This is a genomic window from Rathayibacter sp. AY1E8 (assembly GCF_002931415.1).
In the GTDB taxonomy this organism is placed as follows: Bacteria; Actinomycetota; Actinomycetes; order Actinomycetales; family Microbacteriaceae; genus Rathayibacter.
The window spans coordinates 60,508-84,599 of sequence record NZ_PSVI01000002.1 but is presented as its reverse complement, the minus strand read 5'-3'; the positions used below and the strand labels follow the sequence as shown (position 1 = coordinate 84,599).

The window sequence follows — 24,092 nt, the reverse complement described above, 5'->3', positions numbered from 1 at the left end:
ACGGGAGAGACCATGACCACTGCCACCGAGACCGCCCGCCTCCTGCGGCGCGGCACCGAGCCGCCGGCCCCGCCCGCCCCGGCCGCCGAGAGCCGTCGGCGCCGCCGGCGCCCCGAGGGCGGCCGCCTGGTCGCGTGGGCGTTCCTCGCCCCGCTCGTCGCCTACCTGCTCGTCTTCTACGCGTTCCCGCTCTACCGCAACCTCGAGCTGAGCCTGAAGGACTACACGGTCCGCTCGTTCGTGCAGGGGAACGCGCCCTTCGTCTGGTTCGACAACTACGTCCAGGTGTTCCAGGACGCGACCTTCGGCCCGGCGCTGCTGCACACGGCGATCTTCACCGGCGTCTCGCTCCTCTTCCAGTTCACGCTGGGGCTGGCGCTCGCCGTGTTCTTCTACCGCCGCTTCCCGCTCGCGAGCACGCTCCGGGCGCTGTTCCTGGTGCCGTGGCTCCTGCCGCTGATCGTCTCGGCCTCGACCTGGTCGTGGATGCTCAACAGCGACTCCGGCATCGTGAACGCGTTCCTGGAGTCGTTCGGGATCGGCCAGATCAACTGGCTCACCTCGCCGACCACCTCGCTGATCGCGGTCCTGATCGCGAACATCTGGATCGGCATCCCGTTCAATCTGGTGATCCTCTACTCCGGCCTGCAGAACATCTCGCAGGACCTCTACGAGGCGGCCTCGCTCGACGGCGCGACCGGCGCCCAGCAGTTCTGGCGGATCACGCTGCCGCTGCTGCGGCCGGTGTCGGCGATCACGATCCTGCTCGGCCTCGTCTACACGCTGAAGGTGTTCGACATCATCTGGATCATGACGAAGGGCGGCCCCGCCGACTCCTCGACCACGCTCGCCACCTGGACGTACCAGCTCGGCTTCGGCTCGATGCTGCCCGACTTCGGACCGGCCGCGGCCGTCGGCAACCTGCTGATCATCCTGGCCCTCGTCTTCGGCCTCGTGTACATCCGGGTCCAGCGGAAGCAGGCCGACTCGTGACCGCCCGCCGCCCCTGGTACCTGACGGTGGTCGGGATCGCCCTCACGGCGGTCATGCTGTTCCCCGTCTACTGGATGATCAACGTCTCCCTCACTCCGACCGGCTCGATGCGGAAGGATCCGCCGGACTGGTTCCCGTTCTCGCCCACGTTCACCGGCTACCAGGCGGTGCTGAGCGAGCAGCTGCCCTACCTGGGCACCAGCCTCGTCGTCGGCCTCGGAACGGTGCTGCTGACCGTGGCGATCGCCGCTCCCGCCGCCTACTCGCTGGCGAAGCTGCGGCCCCGCGGCGGGCAGGCCCTCTCGTTCGTGCTGCTGATCGCGCAGATGATCCCGGCGATCATCATGGCGATGGGCTTCTACGCCATCTACCTCAACCTGGGACTGCTCAACTCGATCCCGGGCCTGATCGTGGCCGACTCCACCATCGCGGTGCCGTTCGGCGTGCTGATCTTCACGGCCTTCATGTCGGGGATCCCCGACGAGCTCACCCAGGCGGCGCGGATGGACGGAGCGAGCGCCTGGCGCACCTTCACCTCGGTGATCATGCCGATCAGCCGCAACTCCGTGGTCACCGTCTCGCTGTTCGCGTTCCTCTGGGCCTGGTCGGACTTCATCTTCGCCTCGACGCTCGACAGCGGCGGCAAGCTCCAGCCGATCACCCTCGGCATCTACAAGTACATCGGCAACAACAACCAGGAGTGGAACTCGATCATGGCGACCGCCGTGGTCGCCTCGCTCCCGGCCGCCGTCCTCCTCGTCGTCGCCCAGCGGTACGTCTCGGCGGGAGTCACCGCCGGCGCCGTCAAGGACTGACCCGTCCCTCCAAGGAGACACCGTGACCCTCACCGCCCCCACCGCCACCGCCCTCGGCGGCCCGGTCGCCCCCTCGCGGAGCGTGCTCCGGCCGCTCCGCCAGGACGAGATCAGCCTCACCGGCGGCTTCTGGAAGCACTACCAGGACCTCAACTCCTCCGCCGTCATCGAGCACTGCCGCTCGTGGATCGAGCGCGTCGGCTGGGCCGGCAACTTCGACCGCGCTGCCGACGGCTCGATCTCGTCCGCCGAGGGCGGCGACGCGCACGCGGGCATCGAGTTCGTGGACTCCGAGGTCTACAAGCTCCTCGAGGCCATGGCCTGGGAGCTCGGCCGGAGCGACGACACCGGGCTGCAGGAGCGGTACGACGACCTCGTCGCGCGGGTCGCCTCCGCCCAGGACCCGGACGGCTACCTGCACACGAGCTTCGGCCGGCCCGGCCAGCGTGCGCGCTACTCCGACCTGGAGTGGGGCCACGAGCTGTACAGCTTCGGGCACCTGATCCAGGCCGCCGTGGCGCGGCTCCGCACCGGGCACGACGACCTCCTGCCGCAGGTCGCCCGGCGCCTCGCCGACCACGTGCACCGCGAGTTCGGGCCCGAGGGGAGGGTCGCCGTGTGCGGCCACCCCGAGATCGAGCCGGCGCTCGCCGAGCTGGCGCGGGCGACGGGGGAGGAGCGCTACCTCGAGCTGGCCCGCCTCTTCGTGGAGCGGCGCGGGACGGGGACGCTGAAGCCGATCGCGTTCGGCGCCGAGTACTTCCAGGACGACGTGCCCGTGCGCGACGCGGAGGTGCTGCGCGGCCACGCGGTGCGCGCCCTCTACCTCGCCTCCGGGGCTCTCGATGTCGCGGTCGAGACCGGCGACGCCGAGCTGGAGGAGGCGGTCCGCCGCCAGTGGGAGGCGACCGTCGAGCGGCGCACCTACGTCACGGGCGGGATGGGCTCGCACCACCAGGACGAGGCGTTCGGCGCCGACTACGAGCTGCCGCCGGATCGCGCCTATGCCGAGACCTGCGCGGCGATCGGCTCCACGATGCTCAGCTGGCGGCTCCTGCTCGGCTCGAACGAGCACCGCTACGCGGACCTGATGGAGCGGACGCTGCTGAACGCGGTGCTCCCCGCCACCCGCGACGACGGCCGCGCCTTCTTCTACACGAACACGCTGCAGCAGCGCGTCGACGGAGTGGCGCCGGACGAGTCGCGCGAGACCGACCGCGCGCAGTCCAGCCTCCGCGCGCCCTGGTTCTGGGTCTCGTGCTGCCCGACCAACACCGCCCGCACCCTCGCGAGCGTCGAGCTCGGCTTCGCGACCGCCACCGACGACGGGGTGCAACTCCACCAGTACGGCGCGTACGAGGTGCGCACGGGAGGCGTCGCGCTGCGCGTCGAGACGGAGTACCCGGCCGACGGCGAGATCGTCGTGCGGATCCTCGAGGACGCGGAGTTCGCGCTGACGCTGCGGGTGCCGCCGTTCGCGCGGGGCTCGGCGCTGCTCGACGGCGAGCCGGTCTCGACGCCGACCGTCACCGTCCGCCGGGCGTTCTCCGCCGGCGACACCGTGCGGCTCTCGCTGCCGATGACGGCCCGCTTCGTCGCCCCGCACCCCCGGATCGACGCGGTGCGCGGCCAGGTCGCCCTCGAGCGCGGGCCGTTCGTGCTGGCGATCGAGTCGCTCGACCTGCCCGAGGGCCTGGACACCGAGCACATCGCGGTCGACGCCTCGGTGCCGCCCGTCGTGACGGCGGAGGGAGCGCGCGTGTCCCTGGTGGCGCGGGAGGCGGCTCCCGGCTGGCCCTACGGTTCCGTGCCGGTGGAGGAGGGGCGCCGCTTCGAGGCGGAGTTCCGGCCGTACCACCGCTGGGCGAACCGCGGACCGTCGACGATGCGGATCTGGACGCCGACGGCCTGACCCAGCGGCGCTCGCGAGAACGCAGAAGTCGTCGCACTCGAGCGCGAGTGCGACGACTTCTGCGGAGTGGCTGCCGTCGCGGCGCCTGCGCTCAGATCCAGCCGCGCTCGCGGGCCTCGATGACCGCGCGCTGGCGGGTGTCGACGTCGAGCTTGCGGAGGATCGACGAGACGTGGTTGCGGACGGTGCCGGAGGAGAGGTGCAGCGCCGCGCCGATCTCGCCGATCGTCTCGCCGCGGGAGCCGGCGCTGAGCACGTCGAGCTCCCGGTCGGTCAGCGGGCTGCGCGTGTTCGCCAGGGCGTCGGCGGCGATCTCCGGATCGACGTAGCGGCGTCCGCTTGCGACCTGACGGATCACCTCGGCGACGTCCTCGACCCGGCGCGACTTCGGCAGGAAGCCGCTGACGCCCGCTCCGAGCGCTCGCCGCAGGACCCCCGGCCGCGCGTGCCGGGTGACGACCACGACCCGCGTCGCCGAGACCCGGCGCAGCCGCTCCGCCGCCTCGATCCCGTCGAGCCCGGGCATCTCGACGTCGAACAGGCACACGTCGGGCTGCAGGCGCAGCGCCTCCGCGACCGCCTGCTCGCCGTCGCGGCACTCGCCCACGATCTCGAGGTCCTCCTCGAGGCGGAGGAGCGCGGCCAGCGCCGTGCGGATCATGTCCTCGTCGTCGGCGATCAGCACCCGGATCACGAGTCGCTCCCCACCGGCAGGCGCGCGTCCAGCTCGAAGGAGCGGCGGACCGCCCCGGCGCGCAGCGTCCCCCCTGCCCGCTCGACCCGCTCCGCCATGCCGAGGACGCCCGAGCCGGTCCCGTCCGCCTCCTCCGCGTCCGGTGCCAGGTCGTTCACCGCCTCGAACCGCCACTCGTCCTGCTCCCGCGCGAGCCGCAGCCGCGCGCTGGAGCCGCCGCCGTGCTTGAGGATGTTCGTCGTCGTCTCGCGGACCACCGGCCCGAGCGTCTCGGCAGGCGCGTGAGCCGCCGCCGAGTCGACCTCGAGCTCGACGCGGAGCCCGGCCGAGCGGAGCAGGTCGGCGGCGTTGGCCAGCTCGTCGGCGAGCGGGACGCTGCGGAAGCGCGTGGCGAGCTCACGGGTGCCGGTGCGGGCGCCGTCGACCGAGCGCTGGGCGGCGCGCAGCTGCTCGAGAGCGGCCTCCGGGTCGCTGCCGAGAAGGCGCTCGGCGAGCTCGAGCTGCAGCGCGATCACCTGGAGGTGGTGCCCCTGGAGGTCGTGCACGTCGCCGGCGAGCAGCAGGCGCTCCTGGGCGGCGGCGAGCCGGCCCTCGGCGGCGCGCGCCCGGTCGAGCTCGCGGACGATGTCCCACCACCACAGCGCGCTGACGACCGTCAGGGGCAGCAGCGTCGCGAACAGCAGGAGGGTCGAGAGCGCGGCCGACGCGTCCGGCGCCGCGCGCGTCTGCTCGAGCACCGCCGCGACCGCGAGGACGATCGTGCAGAGCACCATCACCCGGAGCCGCACCCCGCTCTGCCAGGGCAGCACGGCGACCAGGGTCGCGGCGAGCGAGAGCCCGAGCGCGAGGCTCCCGGCGGCCGTGCCGGTGAGCGCGGCGGCCGCCACTCCGAGGCAGAAGACCAGGGTCGGCGCGGCCCGGAGGCGCACCGGGCCCTCGCGGTCGGCGCGCCGGTACGCGAGCGCGGTCGGCGAGAACACCGCGACCCAGGCGGCCGCGCCCAGGAAGTAGGCCCCCTTCCGCCACTCCTCGGCCTCGGCGCTCAGCACCGCCACGGACCAGACGGCCAGGACGATCACCACGAAGGAGGCGGCCGACGCGACCGTGTACCACCAGGTCACGGCGACGCCGCGGCCCGCGCGCACGGGCGGATCCGCCTCGGTCGAGTTCACCATGCGGCCCAGGCTACGACCATGACACTTGTCACCCCTCGGGCCGTCGATCCTCCCGGGACGCGGTGACCCGGCGGCACTGCCGCAGCGGGCGCGGACACGGTCGGATGGAGGAGTCCCGAGAGCCGGGGCCACGTACCGGAAGGCACGACCATGACGATCATCAGCGACGCGATCCTCGGATTCCAGGACCTGATCGGCCGCGTTCCCGAGCTCGTGCAGCCCCTCGTCGTCGCCGCGGCCGGGGCCGTCCCCTTCATCGAGGGCGAGGGAGCGGCGAGCATCGGGATCATCGGCGGCATCCACCCGGTCGTCGCCGGGCTCGCCGGGGCGATCGGCAACTTCGTCTGCGTGGCGCTGCTCGTGCTGCTGGGCACCGGCGTCCGCTCGGCGATCACGGGCCGCTCGGAGGCGAAGCGGACGTCTCCGCGGCGCGAGAAGTTCCAGCGGGCCTTCACCCGCTACGGCGTCCCGGGCGTGAGCCTGCTGGGGCCGCTGCTGCTCCCGACGCACTTCACCGCGGTGATGCTGGCGGGCGCCGGAGTCGGCCGCGGGCGGATCCTGCTCTGGCAGGGCGTCGCGATCGCGCTGTGGACGACGGTGCTGACGGTGATCGTCGGGCTCGCGGTCTCGGGCGCGACGCAGGCGGGCTGAGCGGGCCGGACACGGTCCGGAAGCGTGCGACCCCGGTGGTGCAGAGGCGTCCGCGCCATCGGTCAGTGCCGGATGCGCCGTCCCGGTCCGCCGTCCGGGTCCGCCGGGCCGGCGGACTGCAGGTGGGTGTGCAGGCGGATGAGGGTGTCGCGCAGCCGGGTCTTGACGGTGCCGAGCGGGATCGACATCTCCTCCGCGATCTCGGAGTGGCTGTACCCGCGGACGTAGGCGAGGTAGAGGACGTCGTGGTGGATGGCGGCGAGCTGCCGGATCGCGCCGGCCGCGGGCGCCAGGGCCAGCCGGACGTCCGAGCGCTCCCACTCGTGATCGCGCGGCCGGTCGAGGACCGTGTACTGCAGCTCCCGGCGCCGCGCCGACCGGTCCGCACGGGCACGGTCCACGGCCCGGCGGTGCGCGACCTGGGCCAGGAAGGCGAGGACGGGACGTCCCGGGTCGAGCGAGCGCGCAGTGCGCCAGAGCTCGAGGTAGACCTCCTGCGCGACCTCCTCGGCGGCGGCGCGGTCGTCGAGCACGGCGTCCGCGACGGAGACGACCCTGCCCGCGGTGAGCGAGTAGAGCTGTCGGAAGGCGGTCCGGTCGCCCGCGCAGACCCGCAGCAGCAGGGCCGCTGACCGCGCAGGGCTGTCCCCGGGCTCACGCCGCTTGCCCGTCATCGTCGACACAGGGCTCAGCCTGGCACCGCGGACGCGCTCCTCCCGAGGTCGCCCCCTGTGAGGTGGCCCCCGTTAGAGGCTCACTTTCACAGGAGTCCGCCGATGCGCGCCGCACGCCCGCCGATGCGCGGCTCCGGTCGCGCGCGGGGCCCGTGCGGCGGCACCGACGGACTCGGCCGCCCGCCCGTCAGGCGGCGACGCGCGCGTTCGACTGCGCGAGGAGAGCGACCGAGCGCAGGCGCGCCTCCGTCTGCAGCGACGCGTGGGCGACGATGACCTCGTCGGCGTCGGCGGAGCGGGCGAAGTCGGCGGCGTAGTCGGCCACCTGGTCGCCGGTGCCGACACCGGTGTAGGTGGTCATGCTCGCGACGTGGGCGCCGATCGGGGCGCTGAGCAGGGCGTCGAGCTCCTTGTCGTCGAAGGTCTGGCCGACGGGGATCTGCCCGCTCTGGCGCAGCAGCATCATCAGGCGGGCGCGCTTCATCTGCGCGAACTGCTCCTGCGCGTCCTCCTCGGTGTCGGAGGCGATGGCGTTCATCCCGGCGATCACGTAGGGCGCGTCGAGCTGCTCGGAGGGGCGGAAGCCGCGGCGGTACTCCGCGACGGCCTGGTGCAGCGCGTCCGGAGCGAAGTGCGAGGCGAACGCGTACGGCAGGCCCAGAGCGGCCGCGAGCTGCGCGCCGAAGAGCGAGGAGCCGAGGATGTAGAGGGGGACGCGGGTCCCGGCGCCCGGCGTCGCGCTCACTCCGGGGATGCGGGACTCGCCGGCGAGGAACGCCTGCAGCTCCAGCACGTCCTGCGGGAAGCGCTCGGAGGAGTCGGGGTCGCGGCGGAGCGCGCGGAAGGTCGCCTGATCGCTGCCGGGGGCGCGGCCGAGTCCGAGGTCGATCCGGCCCGGGTGCAGCGTCTCGAGGGTGCCGAACTGCTCGGCGATGGTGAGCGGGGAGTGGTTCGGCAGCATGACGCCGCCGGAGCCGAGGCGGATCGTGGAGGTCTGCGAGGCGACGTGCGCGATGAGCACAGAGGTCGCGCTGGAGGCGATGCTCGCCATGTTGTGGTGCTCGGCGTACCAGACGCGGCGGTAGCCGTTGCGCTCGGCCTCCTGGGCCAGGGCGACGGAGGCGGCGAAGCTGTCGCGAGCGGTCTCACCGGGGGCGATGGGGGCGAGGTCGAGGATGGAGAGGGGAACGCTCATGGTGAGGGCAACGCCCGCGACGGCTCCGGTGTTCCCGTCGCGGGCGCCTTCCTCAGGCCTCGGGGATGTCGCGGCCGTACGCCTCCAGCGTCACGGCCTCGGGCTCCGGTCCGCCGCGCACGCCGGCCTCGAGGGCGTCGATCCTTGCGAGCTCCGAGCCGGAGAGCGCGAAGTCGAACACGTCTATGTTCTCGGCGATGCGCTCGGGGCGGGTCGACTTCGGGATGACCTGGCGGCCCTCCTGCAGGTGCCAGCGGAGCATCACCTGCGCGGCCGTCTTCCCGTACTTGGCGCCGAGCTCGAGGAGCACCGGGTCGTCGAAGCTGCGGCGCGGGGAGTCGCGGTAGGCGGTGATGCCGCCGATCGGCGACCAGGCCTGGGTGAGGATGTCGTTCTCGCAGCCGAAGCGCTCGACCCGCCGCTGCTGGAAGTACGGGTGCACCTCGAGCTGGTTCACCGCGGGGACGACGTCGGTCTCGGCGAGCAGGCGGGTGAGGTGCTCGACCATGAAGTTGCTCACGCCGATCGCCCGCACCCTCCCGTCGGCGAGCAGCCGCTCGAGCGCCCGATAGGCGTCGAGGGTGCGGTCGAAGGCCTCGGGCAGGGCCTGGTGCAGGATCAGCAGGTCGATCCGCTCGACGCCGAGCTTGCCCGCGCTCTTGTCGAAGGCGTGCAGCGTCTCGTCGTAGCCGTAGTCGCTGATCCACACCTTCGTCTCGAGGAAGACGTCGTCGCGGCCGGCGATCGCCTCGCCCACCTCGCGCTCGTTGCCGTAGGCCGCCGCCGTGTCGATGTGCCGGTACCCCGCGTCGAGCGCGGCGGCGACGGCGGCGCGGGTCTCGTCGGGCGGAGTCTGGAAGACGCCGAGTCCGAGGGCGGGGATCTCGACACCGTTGTGGAGAGTGAACGTGTTCATGAGCCCACGCTACGTCCGCAGACGCCGAGTCGCCCGAGAAGCCGCGCGCGACTCCTCAGGCGACCCCGTCGCTCCGGCCCTGCTCAGCCGTCGATCGGCAGCAGGATCCCCTTCACCGTCTCGTCCGTGGCGAGGAACTCCTGCACGGCCGGGTCCTGGAAGGCCTGGACGAGCTTCTTCACGTTCTCGGTGTCGCGGTACTTCGAGCCGATGGTGAGCTGCCCGGCGAAGTCGTCGGGGGCCTGCGGGGCGAAGATCTGCTGCTCGATCGGGATGCCGGCGGCGAGGTAGTACTCGGTGTAGCCGACGGCCGCGTCGAGGTCCGGCAGCGCGCGCGACTGGGCGGCGAAGTCGAGCAGCGTGAACTGCAGGTTCTTCGGGTTCTCGGCGATGTCGTCCTGGGTCGCGGTGCCCGGCTCCGTGCCCGGCTTCAGCGTGATCAGGCCGGCGTTCTGCAGCAGCCAGAGGCCCTGCGCCTCGTTGGCGGGATCGGAGTAGAGCGAGACCGTGCCGCCGTCGGGGATCTGGGAGACGTCGGAGTACTTGTCGCTCCAGAGCCCGAAGCCCCAGCGGAAGACGGGGGTGGCCGCCTCCTCCTCGAAGTCGGGGTTGGCCTCGAGCACCTGTCCCAGCCAGAGCTTGTGCTGGTACACCGTGGCCGCGACCTCGCCCTCGCTCACCGCGCGGTTGATGGTGTTGCTGTCCGAGAGCCCCTTGAAGGCGACGGTGATGCCGTAGCGCGGCGCCACCTCCTCCGCGACGAAGTCGACCAGGGCCTGCTCGGAGGCGTTGCCCTCGGCGGTCGCGACGTAGAGCGTCGCGCCCTCCTGCTCGTTGGCCGAGACGGCGGGGGAGAGGAGCGGGACGGCGATCGCGGAGGCGACGCCGACCACGACGACGGCCGCTCCGGCGATCCAGGGCCAGCGGCGCTTCTTCTTGAGATCGAATCCGAGGTCGTCGGGAGTGGACATGGCGGTGCCTTTCGAAGAGGGGGTGCGCGGGCGCGCGGGAGGGACGCCCGAGGGCGCAGGAGGAGGAGTGGTGGTTCTAGACGGCGGCCGCGACCCGGGGCGCTCGCCGCGAGCGGGAGGCGCCGGGCGTGGTCGCGCGGACGAGGGCGTCGCCGGTGAGGTGCACGGTCGCGACGGTGGCGACCAGGATCACGATGGTGGCGAGCATGACGGTGGTGTCGAAGCGCTGGTAGCCGTAGGTCACCGCGACATAGCCGATGCCCCCGGCGCCGATCGTGCCGGCGATCGCCGAGTACTCGATCATCGCGATCGTGTTGATCGTCAGGCCGCCGATGATCTGCGGAACCGCCTCGCTCAGCTGGGCGGTCCGCACCACCTGCAGCCGCGACGCTCCGGAGGCGCGGGCGACGCGGGTGAGCGAGAGCGGCACGCTGCGCAGCGCGTTCTCGACGATCCGGGTGAAGAAGGCGATCCCCGCGATCGACATCGGCACGACGGCGGCCGCGATCCCGATGTTGGTGCCGGTGATCAGGCGCGTGAACGGCATGATCGACGCCATCAGGATGAGGAACGGCAGCGAGCGGCCGACGCTGATGACGGCGCTGAGCACCTGGTGGGCGGCCCGGTTCTCGGCCAGCCCGCCCGGAGCGAGGTTGTGCACGAGAGCGCCCAGCGGCACGCCGACCAGCACCACGATCGCCATGACGATGCCGACCATGATCAGCGTCTCGCCGAGCGCCGGCAGCACCAGCGCGGGGATCTGCTCGAGCGGGACCTTGTTGTCGAGGTGGAGGATCATGCCGCCACCTCCTCGGCGAGGACGCGCACGCCGGCGGGCCGGACCGACAGGCCGAGCTCGGCCGCCGCACGGGTGAGCCGCGCCTCGTCGACCGGGCCGAGCCCGATCGTCGCGTGGCCGACCGCCTGCCCGTCCACCGTCTCGATCGCCGCGCCGAGCAGCGAGACGGGGCCGACCGCCTCCGCGAGCCGGGTGACCCAGTCGGTCGGCACTCCGGAGCGGGAGTAGCCCACCACCCATTCGCCCAGACCCGGGCCGGGCGCGACGGAGGGGCGCACCGGGTTGAGGGCGAGGCCGAGCGGGGACGCGGGGTCGCGCAGCAGGTCGACGAGGCGCCCCGACTCCACGATGCGGCCGTGGTCGAGGCGGGCGACGGAGTCGGCCACCTGGCGCACCGTCTCCATCTCGTGGGTGATGAAGAGGATCGAGAGGCCCAGGTCGTCGCGCAGCTCCTTCAGGAGCGTGGTGATCGCGGTGGTCGAGGCGGGGTCGAGGCCTGAGGTGGCCTCGTCCGAGAGCAGCACCGAGGGGCGGAGGGCGAGCGCGCGGGCGATGCCGACGCGCTGGCGCTGACCGCCGGAGAGCTGGTGCGGGTAGTAGCGCGCGCGGTCCGAGAGGCCGACGCGCTCGAGCAGCTCCGCGACGCGGCGCTTCGTCTCGGCGGCGGTGACGCCGAGGTACTCCAGCGGAAGGGCCACGTTCTGCTCGGCCGTGCGGCGGCTGAAGAGTCCGTCGGACTGGAAGACGGTGCCGATGCGGCGGCGGGCGACGCGCAGCCGCTCCTCCGAGAGCTGCGAGAGCGCCTCCCCGTTGACGACGACCGTGCCCGAGGTGGGCCGCTCGAGGAGGTTCACGCAGGCGGCGAGCGTGCTCTTGCCCGCACCGCTCGGGCCGACGACGGCGAAGATCTCGCCGGTCGCGACCGAGAAGTCGAGGCGGTCGAGCACGGTCGCCGGACCGTACGACTTGCTGAGCTGCTCGAGCCGGATCATCGCGTTCCTTCGGACGGGTCGGGCGGCCGCGGCCTCTCCGCGTCGTCCCGGACACGATGATGGAGCACCGCGGGCCCGCCCGTCCCGGCCCGCGTCGCCCGGCGTAACCCTTCGTCGCCGGGCGTAACAGTGCGCGGGGCGGAGGGGGTCGCTCATGCCGGTCCCGCCGCTGCCGGGCGCTCCCGCTCAGCTCGCGGCGGCCGCCGCGCGGGGGCTCTCGGCGCTCGCCTCGCGGTCGAAGCGCTCGCGGCTGAAGACCTGGTCGGCTGTCGTCAGGGCGAGGCCGATCACGCCGGCCAGCTCGCCCAGGTCCGACGTGTGGATGGTCAGGTGCCGCGTGGCGAGCGGGTGGGTGCGCAGGTAGACGCGCTCGCGCAGGCCCGACATCAGCACCTCGCCGCAGTCGCCGAGCTGGCCCGAGATCACGATGGTCCGCGGGTTGAGGATGTTGACGAGGTCGGCGACCGCCTCGCCGAGGACGCGGCCGGCCTGGCGCACCGCCTGGGTGGCGCGCATGTCGCCGCGGAGCACGCGGGCCGTGACGTCGGCGACGTGCTTGATCGAGGGGTCGTCGGCCGAGAGGTCGCGGACGAGGGCCCAGCCGCTCGCATACGCCTCCACGCAGCCGGCGTTGCCGCAGCGGCAGGGCAGCGGATCCGCGTCGACCGTGCCCGTGACCGCGCGGGTGTGGCCGATGTCGCCGGCCGCGCCGACGGCTCCGCGGATCGTCGCTCCGTTGAAGACGAGGCCCGAGCCGATGCCGGTGCCGAGCTTCAGGCTGATCAGGTTGTCGGAGCCGTGGTGGCGCGACTCGGCGAGGGCGCGGGCGTTCGCGTCGTTCTCGATGACGACCTGCACGCCCTCGTAGGGCTGGGCGAAGTAGCCGGCGATGTCGAAGTCGTCCCAGCCGGTCATGATCGGCGGATTGCGCACGCGCCCGGCGGCGAACTCGACCGGCCCCGGGACTCCGACGCCGATGCCGGCGACCGCGTCGCCCTGCTGCAGCCGCTCGAACGCGGCGAGCACCAGCGAGAGCACGGCGTCCGGTCCCTCCCAGACGTCGACGACGCCGCTCTCGTGCCGGAGGGGGGTGCCGCGCAGGTCGCAGGCGGCGGCGACGAATCCGCTCGCCCCGATGTCGGCGGTGAGGAACACCGTGCCGACCAGGTTCATCGCGAACATGCTCGAGGGGCGCCCGCCGGTCGACTCGCCGCCGGTGGTGGGGGCGATCAGGCCGAGCTCCACGAGGGTCGCGAGGCGCTGGTTGACGGTGGAGCGGGAGAGCCCCGTCTGCTCCATCACCGCGTTGCGCGAGATCTCGCCCTGCTCGCGGAACAGCGCGAGGACGTCGGCCACGTGCGAACCGGCCTCGCCGGTGGAGTACCCCGTCATCGCTCCCCCTCTTGTCACGGTCAGCGTACATGCCTGCCGACGGGAAGCCTGAAGTTCCCCGACTTTCGTATTGCGGTAACGAGAAAGCGCCGGTAGTTTTCACACACCGGCACGCAGTGGTGCCACTGATCCTCAAGGATGACGATGAACCGCACAGCACGCCGCCTCCTCCCGGTTCTCGCACCGGTCGGCGCCCTCGCACTCCTCCTCACCGGCTGCGCCTCGGGTGGCGACACGGCCGCCGGCGGCTCCGGATCGACCAAGGTCGCCGCGGTCATCAAGGGCCTCGACAACCCCTTCTTCCAGGCGATGGAGAACGGCATCGAGGACACCGCGAAGGACGACTCCGTGGACGTCTCGGTGCAGGCCGCCGCCGACATCGGCGACACCACCGGCCAGGCCGACAAGCTCACCACCGTCGCCGGCCAGGACTTCGGCTGCCTCATCGTCAACCCGATCAGCGGCACGAACCTGGTGCAGGCCCTCGCCTCCGCCACCGGCAAGACGATTGTCAACATCGACAGCCCGCTCGACCCCGACGCGGTCGAGGCCGCGAACCTCGACGTGACCACCTACATCGGCACCGACAACGAGGCCGCGGGCGGCAAGGCCGGCGACTTCCTCCTGCAGCAGCTGCCCGCCGGCTCCGAGGTCGCCGTCATCGGCGGAGTCTCGGGAGACGTCACCAGCGCCGCCCGCGTCGACGGCTTCACCGCCGCGATCGGCTCCGACCTCACCGTCGTCCAGGAGGCCGCGGCCGACTGGAAGCGCGAGGTCGCGCTGACCAAGGCGACCGACATCCTCGCCGCGAACCCCGACGTGAAGGCGTTCTTCGCCGCGAACGACGACATGGGCCTCGGCATCGTCAAGGCCGTCGAGAACGCGGGCCTCACCGGCTCCGTCCAGGTGGTCAGCGTCGACGGCAACGAGGACGCGCTGCAGTCGGTGAAGGACGGCGGCCTCACCGCCACCGTCGCCCAGTACCCCTACGCGATCGGCCAGCTCGGCGTGCAGGCGTGCGAGGCCGTCGGCGCCGGCGAGGAGATCCCCGCCGAGATCGAGTCGCCCACCGCGCTCGTGACCTCCGAGACCGCGGAGCAGGCCCTCGGCGCCTTCCCCCAGCCGTTCGAGGAGTTCGACAACCCGCTCGCCGCGCTCGTCCCCAGCAAGTAGGACCTCCCGCCCATGGCAACCCAGGAAGCGACCATGACCTCAGTCACCGCCCGACCCCCGGCCAGCGCCTCCCCGCTGCTGGCGAACCTCCGTCAGCTCAGCTTCTGGGCCGAGAACGCCGCACCGATCGGGCTCGTCGCCCTGGTGATCGTGTTCTCGATCGCGACGCCGCCGTTCCTCAGCCTCGGCAACATCAAGGCGATGCTCGTCGCCGCCGCGATCCTGGTCATCCTCTCGATCGGCCAGTCCTTCGTCATCACCACCGGCGGCATCGACCTCTCGATCTCGGCGACGATGACCGTCGGAGCGGTCGGCTTCGGCATCGGCTGGAGCGCCGGCTGGGGCTTCTGGCTCTCGGCGCTCGCGGCCCTGCTCTTCGCGGGGCTGATCGGAGTGATCAACGGCTTCCTGATCGCGAAGGGCAAGGTCACCGACTTCATCGCGACACTGGGCACGCTCTCGGTGGCGACCGGCCTCGCGCTGATCGTCTCCGACGGCAAGCCGATCGCGGTCGGCAGCCCCGAGCTGCTCCGCCTCACCACCGGCTCGATCGGGATCATCGGCTACCCGATCATCCTGGCCGCGGTCATCGGAGTCGTCGCCTGGGTCGTCATGTTCCGCACCCGCTTCGGCCTGCACGTGCAGGCGGTCGGCGGCAACGAGGAGAGCGCGGTCGCCAACGGTATCAAGGCAGGACGCGTGCGCATCGCGGTGTACATCATCGCCGCCGTCCTCGCCGGAGTCGGCTCGCTCCTCCTCGTCGCCCGCGTCGGCGCCGCGGAGCCGGCCATCAACACGCAGTACCTGCTCAACTCCATCGCGGCCGTCGTGCTCGGCGGAGTGAGCCTCACCGGCGGCAAGGCCAAGATCGTCGGCCCGATCATCGGAGCGTTCCTCCTGACCGCGCTGACCAACGGCCTGACCCTGCTCGGCGTCTCGCAGTTCTACCAGCCCCTCGCCGTCGGCCTGGTGGTCGTGCTCGCCGCCCTCATCACCCGCTACCAGAAGAAGTGAGCCCAGCCATGACCAGCGACATCCTGCTCGAAGCGCGGGACATCAAGAAGTCCTTCGGCGGCGTCCACGCTCTCAAGGGAGCGTCGATGTCGATGCGCCGCGGCGAGATCACCGCCCTGATCGGCGACAACGGCGCGGGCAAGTCCACCCTCGTCCGCTGCCTCTCCGGAGTGCACCCCGCCGACTCCGGCACCATCACCCTCGACGGCGACGTGGTGCACTTCACCACTCCGCTCGGCGCCCGGGACGGCGGCATCGAGACGGTGCACCAGACCCTCGCCCTGGTCGAGGACCTGACCGTGTGGCAGAACTTCTTCCTCGGCCGCGAGCTCACCAAGGGCGTGCCCGGGGTGCGGTTCCTGGACCGGACTCAGATGAAGAAGACGGCCCAGGAGCTGCTCGGCGACCTCGCCGTGAACGTCCCGCCGGTCACCAGCTAGGTCCGCCGCCTCTCGGGCGGCCAGCGCCAGGCGGTCGCGATCGCCCGGGCCGCGGGCTGGGGCAGCAAGATCGTGATCATGGACGAGCCGACCGCGGCGCTCGGCGTCCAGGAGACGGCGCGCGTCGAGAAGATCATCCTCAAGCTGCGCGACGCCGGAGTGGCCGTGCTGCTGATCAGCCACAACTTCGACCAGGTGATGCGCCTGAGCGACCAGGTGTGGGTGATGCGCGCGGGCCTCGCCGTCGCCGGCCGCCGCACCGCCGAGACCAGCGGCGACGAGCTCGTCTCGCTGATCACGGGCGCGAAGGCCGCCTGATGCACCCCGAGTTCCTGCACCGCGGGAGCACGGAGCGCTCGTCGCCGATCGGGGTCCACGCGGGCCTGCTCGTCGGCGACTGGACGCCGGAGTCGGGGCGCCGCGCGATCGGCGCCGCCGCCTCGATCGGCTTCGACCTGATCGAGATCCCGGCTCCCGCCGACCCCGACGCCTCCGCGTGGACCGCCGACCTGCTCGACGAGCACGGGATCGACGCGGTCGTCTCGCTCGCGCTGGACGCCGACTCCGACATCACCGACCAAGCCACGGCCGGCCGCGGCGAGGAGCGGCTCCTGGCGGCCGTGCGGTTCGCCGAGGCGATCGGCGCGCGGTACGTCGGCGGAGTCACCTACTCGGCCATGCGCAAGTACGAGCACGCGGCCGACATGGCTGCCCGCTCGCGCTCGCTCGACGTGCTGCGGCGGGTCGCCGCGGCCGCCGCTCCCGCCGGCGTCGTCGTCGGAGCGGAGTACGTGAACCGCTACGAGAGCAACCTGCTGAACACGGCCGCCCAGACCGCCGCGTTCCTCCGCGAGCTCGACGCGCCGAACGTGCTCCTGCACCTCGACACGTTCCACGCCCACCTCGAGGAGGTCGACCTCGCGAGCGCCGTCCGCGACGCCGGCGACCTGCTCGGCTACCTCCACGCCTCGGGGAACCACCGCGGAGAGCCGGGCACAGGGAGCACCGACTGGACCGGGCTCGCGGCGGCGCTCGCCGACTCCGGCTACCGCGGCCCGCTCACCCTCGAGAGCTTCTCGCCCGCCGTCCAGCCCCCGGCCTCGGCCGAGGGCATGGGCCTCTGGCGCGAGCTCTGGCACGACCCCGTCGCCCTCGCGACCTCCGGCCACGCGTTCCTCGCGGACCTGCTCGACACCGACCCCGCGGCCCGACGCCGCCCCTGAACCTCTCGAACCAAGGAGCACCACCATGACCACGAACCCTCTCGGAGTGCACGCCCTCGTCTTCGCCGGCGGCACCACCCCCGACGAAGTGACCGCGACGATCGAGCAGACCAAGGCGTCCGGATTCGACCTGCTGGAGCTCTCGCTGCACGACGGGCAGACCCTCGACACCGCCTCCGCCCGCGCCGCCCTCGGAGCGAACGACCCCGGCATCCTCTGCTCGCGCGCCCGCGCCTTCGCGGCCGACGCCTCCAGCGACGACCCGGAGGTGGTGGCCCGCGGCGCGAAGCTGCTCGCCGACTCCCTCGAGACCACCCACGCGCTCGGCGGCACCCACTTCACCGGCGCCCTCTACAGCGCGCTCGGCAAGTACAGCGCGCCCCTCTCGGCCGCGGGCCGCGCGAACGTCGTCTCGGTGCTGACCGACCTCGCCGCCGAGGCCTCGACGAAGGGCATGACCCTCGGCCTCGAGATCTGCAACCGCTACGAGACCAACGTCATCAACACCGCCGCGGACGCCCTGCGCCTCGCCGACGACATCGGCGCCGACAACGTCCTGATCCACCTGGACACGTACCACATGAACATCGAGGAGGACGACTTCTTCCGCCCGGTGCTGCTGGTCGGGGATCGTCTCGGGTATGTCCACATCGGCGAGAACCACCGCGGCTACCTCGGCAGCGGCCACCTCGACTTCACGACGTTCTTCCACGCCCTCGCCGCGATCGACTACCGCGGACCCATCACCTTCGAGTCGTTCTCGTCGGCCGTCGTCTCGCCGACCCTCTCGAACGACCTGGCCGTGTGGCGGAACCTCTGGAACGACGGCCCCGCGCTCGCCCGCCACGCCCACGGCTTCCTGGTGAACGCGCTGGAGAGCAGCCGTGGCGAGGCCTGAGACCGAGGTCGCGCCCGACGCGGTGCGGCCCGGCCTCGACGAGCTGGCCGGGCGCGCGCTCGCGCTGACCTCGCCGGGCCGCCGTGCGATCATCGCGATCGCCGGCAGCCCCGGGGCCGGCAAGACCACGCTCGCCCGGGCCGTGGTCGCCCGCGCGAACGAGCTCGCGGGGGAGGGGACCGCCGCCTTCGTGCCGATGGACGGCTTCCACCTCGCCAACGCCACGCTCGACGAGCTCGGCCGCCACGACCGCAAGGGCGCCCTCGACACGTTCGACGGCTGGGGCTTCCTCGCCCTGGTGCGGAGGCTGCGCGCCGAGACCGACCACGTCGTCTACGCGCCCACCTTCGAGCGGACCGTCGACGAGGGAGTGGCCGGCGCGCTGGCCGTGCACCCCTCCGCGTCGCTCGTCGTGCTGGAGGGCAACTACCTCCTCGTCGACGACGGCCCGTGGGCGCTGCTGCGCGCCGAGTTCGACGAGGCCTGGTTCTGCGCGACTCCCTAGACCGAGCGCTTCGAGCGCCTGGTCGACCGCCACGTCTCCTTCGGCCGTGCCCCCGAGGCGGCCTCCGCCTGGGCCTCCGAGGTCGACGGGCGGAACGCGCTGCTGATCGAGGCCACCCGCGACCGCGCCGACCTGATCGTGTCGGGGACGGCGGCGGGGTGGTGGGAGAGGGCTGTTCCGTGGAGTTCCGTGTCGAGTCGTCCATCCCTCGAGCCTGGCACCCGACCCGTCGAGACCGCATCCGCCGGGCGACGGGTCCTCCGTCGTCCGCCCGATCGACCGGCCGGACCCGCCCGAGAGCCGAGGTCGCGCCCCGAAGCGGACCGCTCCTCCGCCACATCGGGCGTCAGACCACCCCCGCCGCCGTCCCCGACACGATCAGGTCGGCGCGGTCGCGGGTGGCCTCGATCAGCAGCGCGTTCCGCCCGTCGACCTCGGAGGCCCAGGCGGAGGCCGCCTCGGGGGCACGGCCGAAGGAGACGTGGCGGTCGACCAGGCGCTCGAAGCGCTCGGTCTCGGGAGTCGCGCAGAACCAGGCCTCGTCGAACTCGGCGCGCAGCAGCGCCCACGGGCCCTCGTCGACGAGGAGGTAGTTGCCCTCCAGCACGACGAGCGACGCGGAGGGGTGCACGGCCAGCGCGCCGGCCACTCCCTCGTCGACGGTCCGCTCGAAGGTGGGCGCGTAGACGACGTGGTCGGTCTCGGCGCGCAGCCTCCGCACCAGGGCGAGGAAGCCCCAGCCGTCGAACGTGTCGAGGGCGCCCTTGCGGTCGTGGCGGCCGAGCTCGTCGAGCGTGGCGTTGGCGAGGTGGAAGCCGTCCATCGGCACGAAGGCGGCGGTCCCCTCCCCCGCGAGCTCGTTCGCGCGGGCGACCACGGCCCGGGCGAGCGTGGTCTTGCCGGCCCCGGGGCTGCCGGCGATCGCGATGATCGCACGGCGGCCCGGCGAGGTCAGCGCGAGCGCGCGCCCGGCCAGCTCGTCGAGGCCGGGCCGCACCGCGTCGGGCGCGACCTCGGTCTCAGGCCTCGCCACGGCTGCTCTCCAGCGCGTTCACCAGGAAGCCGTGGGCGTGGCGGGCGAGCGCGGGGCCGTCGTTCCAGAGGTTCCGCCACACGGCCAGGTCGTTCGAGAGGGTCGGCGAGACGACGGCCGACGAGAACGACTCGAAGGTGATGGGTCCGCGGTAGTCGATCGCGGCGAGGGCGTGGAAGAACGTCGTGAAGTCGAGGTGGCCGCTGCCGAGGTAGCCGCGGTGGTTCTCGCCGATGTGGACATACCCGAGACGATCCCCGACCAGCAGCACCGGGCGGAAGAAGTCGTCCTCCTCGATGTTCATGTGGTACGTGTCCAGGTGGATCAGGACGTTGTCGGCGCCGATGTCGTCGGCGAGGCGCAGGGCGTCCGCGGCGGTGTTGATGACGTTGGTCTCGTAGCGGTTGCAGATCTCGAGGCCGAGGGTCATGCCCTTCGTCGAGGCCTCGGCGGCGAGGTCGGTCAGCACCGAGACGACGTTCGCGCGGCCCGCGGCCGAGAGGGGCGCGCTGTACTTGCCGAGCGCGCTGTAGAGGGCGCCGGTGAAGTGGGTGCCGCCGAGCGCGTGGGTGGTCTCGAGGGAGTCGGCGAGCAGCTTCGCGCCGCGGGCCACCACCTCCGGGTCGTCGCTGGAGACGTCGGCCGAGAAGGCGAGGCCGCGCGAGCAGACGATGCCGAGGTCGTTCGCCTCGAGGGCGGCGCGGGCGGAGGCGGTGTCGAGGTTCTGCACGTCGTGCAGCGAGAGCTCCAGCAGGTCGAATCCGGCCGCCTTGGTCTGCTCGATCGTCGCGGTCACTTCGTCGGGGGTGGTGCCGCCGGCGAAGACGAGGGCGTGCACTCCGAGAGGGTTCGTGGTCATGGTGGTGCTCCTTGGTTCGAGAGGTTCAGGGGCGGCGTCGGGCCGCGGGGTCGGTGTCGAGCAGGTCCGCGAGGAACGCGTGGCCGGAGGTCGCGAGGGCGACGGGGTCGTGCCAGAGCTCGCGCCAGAGGCCCATGCCCTCGGCCGAGGCCGGGGGCTGGACGGCGGGCGAGAAGCTCTCGAGGGTGAGCGGGCCGCGGTAGCCGGAGTCGGCGAGCGCCGCCGCGAGCCCGGTCCAGTCGGTGCTCCCTGTGCCCGGCTCTCCGCGGTGGTTCTCGGAGGCGTGGAGGTAGCCGAGCAGGTCGCCGGCGTCGCGGACGGCGCTCGCGAGGTCGACCTCCTCGAGGTGGGCGTGGAACGTGTCGAGGTGCAGGAGCACGTTCGGCGCGTCGAGCTCGCGGAGGAACGCGGCGGTCTGGGCGGCCGTGTTCAGCAGGTTGCTCTCGTAGCGGTTCACGTACTCCGCTCCGACGACGACGCCGGCGGGAGCGGCGGCCGCGGCGACCCGCCGCAGCACGTCGAGCGAGCGCGAGCGGGCAGCCATGTCGGCCGCGTGCTCGTACTTGCGCATGGCCGAGTAGGTGACTCCGCCGACGTACCGCGCGCCGATCGCCTCGGCGAACCGCACGGCCGCCAGGAGCCGCTCCTCGCCGCGGCCGGCCGTGGCTTGGTCGGTGATGTCGGAGTCGGCGTCCAGCGCGAGCGAGACGACCGCGTCGATCCCGTGCTCGTCGAGCAGGTCGGCGGTCCACGCGGAGGCGTCGGGGTCGGCGGGAGCCGGGATCTCGATCAGGTCGAAGCCGATCGAGGCGGCGGCGCCGATCGCGCGGCGCCCCGACTCCGGCGTCCAGTCGCCGACGAGCAGGCCCGCGTGGACCCCGATCGGCGACGAGCGCTCCGTGCTCCCGCGGTGCAGGAACTCGGGGTGCATCAGGCGGCCTTCGCGCCCGTGATCAGCGAGACGAGCTCGTCGCCGCTGGTCTCGGCGGTGCGGCGGCCGGCGACGGCGAGGCCCGCGCGCATCACCCACACCTGGTCGCTCAGGCGCATCACCTGGTCGAAGTTGTGGCTGATCAGCAGCACGGCCACTCCGGCGTCGCGCAGCTTGAGGATGATCTTCTCGACGCGCGCCGTCTCCTGGACGCCGAGCGCCGCGGTCGGCTCGTCCATGATCACGATCTTGCTGCCCCAGCCCGCGGCCCGGGCGATCGCGACCGCCTGGCGCTGGCCGCCCGAGAGGCGGCGGACCTTGCTGGTGACCGGCGGGACGTTCACGGCGAGGTCGCCGAGCAGCTCCTGGGCCGTCTTCTTCATCTGAGTCCGGTCCAGGAACCGCACCCCGGGCACGCCCTTGGTGAGCTCGCGGCCGAGGAAGAAGTTCTGCCACACGGTCAGGTCCTCGACCAGGGCGAGGGTCTGGTGCACCGTCTCGATGCCGCCGTCCCGGGCGCCGAGCGGAGTGGTGAAGTGCACCACGTCGCCGTCGAGGGTGATGGTGCCGGAGTCGGCGGGGTGCACTCCGGAGAGGCAGCGGACGAGGGTGGACTTGCCCGCGCCGTTGTCGCCGATCAGGGCGGTGATCTCGCCGCGGCGCATCGACATCGACGCTCCCTTGAGAGCGTGGACGCCGCCGAAGGACTTCTTGATGTCCCGCGCTTCGAGCAGGATGTCGCTGGTCATGGCTGGGCTCACTTCTTCTGGTAGCGGGTGATGAGGGCGGCGAGCACGACCACCAGGCCGACGGCGAGGGGCTGGTAGAACTGCGAGACGCCGAGCAGGGTCAGGCCGTTGGTCAGCGCGGTCAGGAGGAACGCTCCGATGATCGGGCCGACGATCTTGGCCTTGCCGCCGGTGAGGCTCACTCCGCCGAGCACGACGGCCGCGATGGAGTTGAGCAGGTACTGCGTGTTGATGGCCGGCTCCGCGGCGCCGACGCGGGCGACGAGGAGGAGCGAGCCGACTCCGGCGAGGACGGCGGCGATGATGTACACCGCGATGCGCACGCGTCCTGCCTTGATACCGTTGGCGACCGCGCTCTCCTCGTTGCCGCCGACCGCCTGCACGTGCAGGCCGAAGCGGGTGCGGAACATGACGACCCAGGCGACGACTCCGATGACCGCGGCCAGGATGATCGGGTAGCCGATGATCCCGATCGAGCCGGTGGTGAGGCGGAGCAGCTCGGGGCTGCCGACCGCGATCGGCTTGCCGTCGGAGACGATCAGCGCGAGGCCGGTCGCCACCGAGAGCGTGCCCAGTGTCGCGATGAAGTCGGTGACCTTGCCCTTCGCGATCAGGAAGCCGTTGATCACTCCGATCAGCCCCGCGAAGAGCAGGGCCGCGAGCGCCGAGAGCCAGAAGCCCCAGCCGGCGCTCCAGCCGAGGCCGAAGCCGACCGCTCCGACGGTCATCGTCGCCGAGATCGAGAGGTCGATGCCGCCGGTGGTGATGACGAAGGACTGGCCGATCGAGAGGATGACCAGGATCGCGGCGGCGACGAGCATCGCCTTGATGTTGCCGAGGCTGAGGAACGTCGGCGTCGCGATCGAGAACACGATCACCAGGGCGACGAGCCCGATCGGTGCGGCGTTCTCGGCCCAGAAGCTGAGCTGACGGAGGTTCGCCAGCAGCGGGGAGGCGCTGGCCGGGGGTCGGGCGGTGACTGAGGTCATGGTCGCTTCCTGGGTTGCCATGGGCGGGAGGTCCTACTTGCTGGGGACGAGCGCGGCGAGCGGGTTGTCGAACTCCTCGAACGGCTGGGGGAAGGCGCCGAGGGCCTGCTCCGCGGTCTCGGAGGTCACGAGCGCGGTGGGCGACTCGATCTCGGCGGGGATCTCCTCGCCGGCGCCGACGGCCTCGCACGCCTGCACGCCGAGCTGGCCGATCGCGTAGGGGTACTGGGCGACGGTGGCGGTGAGGCCGCCGTCCTTCACCGACTGCAGCGCGTCCTCGTTGCCGTCGACGCTGACCACCTGGACGGAGCCGGTGAGGCCCGCGTTCTCGACGGCCTTGACGATGCCGAGGCCCATGTCGTCGTTCGCGGCGAAGAACGCCTTCACGTCGGGGTTCGCGGCGAGGATGTCGGTCGCCTTGGTCAGCGCGACCTCGCGCTTCCAGTCGGCCGCGGCCTCCTGGACGACGGTGAGGTCGGAGCCGATCGCGGCGGTGAAGCCGTCGACGCGGGCGGCGCTGGTGACGTCTCCCGAGACTCCGCCGATGACGGCGACCTCGGAGCCGGCGGGCAGCTGCTGCAGGAGGAAGTCGCCGGCCTTGCCGCCCGCGGCCTCGTTGTCGGTGCCGATGTAGGTGGTCACGTCGAGGTTCGCGGCCTCGACCGCGTCGGGGTCGAGCGGGCTGTCGATGTTGACAATCGTCTTGCCGGTGGCGGAGGCGAGGGCCTGCACCAGGTTCGTGCCGCTGATCGGGTTGACGATGAGGCAGCCGAAGTCCTGGCCGGCGACGGTGGTGAGCTTGTCGGCCTGGCCGGTGGTGTCGCCGATGTCGGCGGCGGCCTGCACCGAGACGTCCACGGAGTCGTCCTTCGCGGTGTCCTCGATGCCGTTCTCCATCGCCTGGAAGAAGGGGTTGTCGAGGCCCTTGATGACCGCGGCGACCTTGGTCGATCCGGAGCCGCCGGCGGCCGTGTCGCCACCCGAGGCGCAGCCGGTGAGGAGGAGTGCGAGGGCGCCGACCGGTGCGAGAACCGGGAGGAGGCGGCGTGCTGTGCGGTTCATCGTCATCCTTGAGGATCAGTGGCACCACTGCGTGCCG

At 72.3% G+C, this 24,092-nt stretch carries 25 protein-coding genes and 1 pseudogene; 11 read left to right on the top strand and 15 right to left on the bottom strand.

The window, feature by feature from the left end:
• Positions 1–12: 12 nt before the first annotated feature.
• Genes C5C74_RS01275 through C5C74_RS01265 form a run of 3 tightly spaced genes read left to right on the top strand, consistent with a single transcriptional unit; the run spans position 13 to position 3,720 of the window.
• Positions 13–993 carry a carbohydrate ABC transporter permease gene (locus C5C74_RS01275; RefSeq protein WP_104309306.1) on the top strand — a complete coding sequence of 327 codons (981 nt, stop codon included), beginning with the start codon at positions 13–15 and terminating at the stop codon, positions 991–993.
• On the top strand, positions 990–1,808 hold the full coding sequence (locus C5C74_RS01270) for a carbohydrate ABC transporter permease (RefSeq protein ID WP_104222699.1): 819 nt from the start codon (positions 990–992) through the stop codon (positions 1,806–1,808). Before C5C74_RS01275 ends, C5C74_RS01270 begins: the two co-directional genes overlap by 4 nt.
• Before the next feature lie 22 nt (positions 1,809–1,830).
• Positions 1,831–3,720, top strand: a complete 1,890-nt coding sequence (locus C5C74_RS01265) for a glycoside hydrolase family 127 protein (RefSeq protein WP_104350827.1) — start codon at positions 1,831–1,833, stop codon at positions 3,718–3,720.
• Positions 3,721–3,811: 91 nt separating this feature from the next.
• Here the strand turns inward: C5C74_RS01265 and C5C74_RS01260 are convergent, their stop codons facing one another.
• Entirely contained in the window at positions 3,812–4,414 is a 603-nt protein-coding gene (locus C5C74_RS01260; protein WP_104237744.1) for a response regulator transcription factor, read from the bottom strand.
• Positions 4,411–5,589: a sensor histidine kinase gene (locus tag C5C74_RS01255; RefSeq protein WP_104350843.1), complete on the bottom strand. Its 1,179-nt coding sequence runs from the start codon at positions 5,587–5,589 to the stop codon at positions 4,411–4,413. The genes C5C74_RS01260 and C5C74_RS01255 overlap by 4 nt, the downstream gene beginning before the upstream one ends.
• Before the next feature lie 150 nt (positions 5,590–5,739).
• Here C5C74_RS01255 and C5C74_RS01250 point away from each other — a divergent pair, with 150 nt between their 5' ends.
• Positions 5,740–6,240, top strand: a complete 501-nt coding sequence (locus C5C74_RS01250) for a small multidrug efflux protein (protein ID WP_104222703.1) — start codon at positions 5,740–5,742, stop codon at positions 6,238–6,240.
• 62 nt (positions 6,241–6,302) lie between these two features.
• On the opposite strand, the gene C5C74_RS01245 is transcribed toward C5C74_RS01250, so the two are convergent.
• The 7 genes from C5C74_RS01245 to C5C74_RS01215 form a co-directional block, all read right to left on the bottom strand.
• Entirely contained in the window at positions 6,303–6,914 is a 612-nt protein-coding gene (locus C5C74_RS01245) for a sigma-70 family RNA polymerase sigma factor (RefSeq protein WP_258064074.1), read from the bottom strand.
• Positions 6,915–7,101: 187 nt separating this feature from the next.
• Positions 7,102–8,109 (bottom strand): LLM class flavin-dependent oxidoreductase, encoded by a 1,008-nt coding sequence (locus C5C74_RS01240; protein ID WP_104350841.1) that lies wholly within the window; start codon positions 8,107–8,109, stop codon positions 7,102–7,104.
• 52 nt (positions 8,110–8,161) lie between these two features.
• The gene (locus tag C5C74_RS01235) at positions 8,162–9,025 is read right to left on the bottom strand and encodes an aldo/keto reductase (protein WP_104222706.1); all 864 of its coding nucleotides are present in this window, start codon (positions 9,023–9,025) and stop codon (positions 8,162–8,164) included.
• 83 nt (positions 9,026–9,108) lie between these two features.
• Positions 9,109–9,996 carry a MetQ/NlpA family ABC transporter substrate-binding protein gene (locus C5C74_RS01230; RefSeq protein ID WP_104225807.1) on the bottom strand — a complete coding sequence of 296 codons (888 nt, stop codon included), beginning with the start codon at positions 9,994–9,996 and terminating at the stop codon, positions 9,109–9,111.
• A gap of 76 nt (positions 9,997–10,072) precedes the next feature.
• Positions 10,073–10,795, bottom strand: a complete 723-nt coding sequence (locus C5C74_RS01225) for a methionine ABC transporter permease (protein ID WP_104350840.1) — start codon at positions 10,793–10,795, stop codon at positions 10,073–10,075.
• Complete coding sequence (locus tag C5C74_RS01220; RefSeq protein WP_104222709.1) at positions 10,792–11,787, bottom strand: methionine ABC transporter ATP-binding protein; 996 nt, start codon at positions 11,785–11,787, stop codon at positions 10,792–10,794. Before C5C74_RS01220 ends, C5C74_RS01225 begins: the two co-directional genes overlap by 4 nt.
• Before the next feature lie 186 nt (positions 11,788–11,973).
• Positions 11,974–13,179: an ROK family transcriptional regulator gene (locus C5C74_RS01215; RefSeq protein WP_104350839.1), complete on the bottom strand. Its 1,206-nt coding sequence runs from the start codon at positions 13,177–13,179 to the stop codon at positions 11,974–11,976.
• Between the two features lie 144 nt (positions 13,180–13,323).
• On the opposite strand from C5C74_RS01215, the gene C5C74_RS01210 reads away from it, so the two are divergent.
• The 7 genes and pseudogenes from C5C74_RS01210 to C5C74_RS01185 all read left to right on the top strand — a co-directional run bounded on the left by C5C74_RS01210 (position 13,324) and on the right by C5C74_RS01185 (position 18,432).
• Positions 13,324–14,352: a substrate-binding domain-containing protein gene (locus tag C5C74_RS01210; protein ID WP_104222713.1), complete on the top strand. Its 1,029-nt coding sequence runs from the start codon at positions 13,324–13,326 to the stop codon at positions 14,350–14,352.
• A gap of 33 nt (positions 14,353–14,385) precedes the next feature.
• Positions 14,386–15,366, top strand: coding sequence for an ABC transporter permease (locus C5C74_RS01205; RefSeq protein ID WP_104350838.1), 981 nt, complete (start codon positions 14,386–14,388; stop codon positions 15,364–15,366).
• 8 nt (positions 15,367–15,374) lie between these two features.
• Positions 15,375–15,842: pseudogene (locus C5C74_RS18010) on the top strand (ATP-binding cassette domain-containing protein); the annotation flags it as partial.
• 42 nt (positions 15,843–15,884) lie between these two features.
• Positions 15,885–16,124, top strand: a complete 240-nt coding sequence (locus C5C74_RS18005; RefSeq protein WP_374953482.1) for a hypothetical protein — start codon at positions 15,885–15,887, stop codon at positions 16,122–16,124.
• Positions 16,124–17,029, top strand: coding sequence for a sugar phosphate isomerase/epimerase (locus C5C74_RS01195; protein ID WP_104350837.1), 906 nt, complete (start codon positions 16,124–16,126; stop codon positions 17,027–17,029). The genes C5C74_RS18005 and C5C74_RS01195 overlap by 1 nt, the downstream gene beginning before the upstream one ends.
• Before the next feature lie 25 nt (positions 17,030–17,054).
• Complete coding sequence (locus C5C74_RS01190) at positions 17,055–17,927, top strand: sugar phosphate isomerase/epimerase (RefSeq protein WP_104350836.1); 873 nt, start codon at positions 17,055–17,057, stop codon at positions 17,925–17,927.
• Positions 17,914–18,432: a nucleoside/nucleotide kinase family protein gene (locus C5C74_RS01185; protein WP_374953480.1), complete on the top strand. Its 519-nt coding sequence runs from the start codon at positions 17,914–17,916 to the stop codon at positions 18,430–18,432. The genes C5C74_RS01190 and C5C74_RS01185 overlap by 14 nt, the downstream gene beginning before the upstream one ends.
• 346 nt (positions 18,433–18,778) lie before the next feature.
• On the opposite strand, the gene C5C74_RS01180 is transcribed toward C5C74_RS01185, so the two are convergent.
• Genes C5C74_RS01180 through C5C74_RS01155 form a run of 6 tightly spaced genes read right to left on the bottom strand, consistent with a single transcriptional unit; the run spans position 18,779 to position 24,055 of the window.
• On the bottom strand, positions 18,779–19,465 hold the full coding sequence (locus C5C74_RS01180) for a nucleoside/nucleotide kinase family protein (protein ID WP_219813433.1): 687 nt from the start codon (positions 19,463–19,465) through the stop codon (positions 18,779–18,781).
• Positions 19,452–20,324 (bottom strand): sugar phosphate isomerase/epimerase, encoded by an 873-nt coding sequence (locus tag C5C74_RS01175; protein ID WP_104225811.1) that lies wholly within the window; start codon positions 20,322–20,324, stop codon positions 19,452–19,454. The genes C5C74_RS01180 and C5C74_RS01175 overlap by 14 nt, the downstream gene beginning before the upstream one ends.
• A 25-nt stretch (positions 20,325–20,349) precedes the next feature.
• Positions 20,350–21,255, bottom strand: a complete 906-nt coding sequence (locus C5C74_RS01170) for a sugar phosphate isomerase/epimerase (RefSeq protein WP_104350835.1) — start codon at positions 21,253–21,255, stop codon at positions 20,350–20,352.
• Positions 21,255–22,004: an ATP-binding cassette domain-containing protein gene (locus tag C5C74_RS01165; RefSeq protein WP_104222715.1), complete on the bottom strand. Its 750-nt coding sequence runs from the start codon at positions 22,002–22,004 to the stop codon at positions 21,255–21,257. The genes C5C74_RS01170 and C5C74_RS01165 overlap by 1 nt, the downstream gene beginning before the upstream one ends.
• Positions 22,005–22,012: 8 nt before the next feature.
• Positions 22,013–22,993, bottom strand: coding sequence for an ABC transporter permease (locus C5C74_RS01160; RefSeq protein WP_104350834.1), 981 nt, complete (start codon positions 22,991–22,993; stop codon positions 22,013–22,015).
• 33 nt (positions 22,994–23,026) lie between these two features.
• Positions 23,027–24,055, bottom strand: coding sequence for a substrate-binding domain-containing protein (locus tag C5C74_RS01155; protein ID WP_104222713.1), 1,029 nt, complete (start codon positions 24,053–24,055; stop codon positions 23,027–23,029).
• Positions 24,056–24,092: the final 37 nt, after the last annotated feature.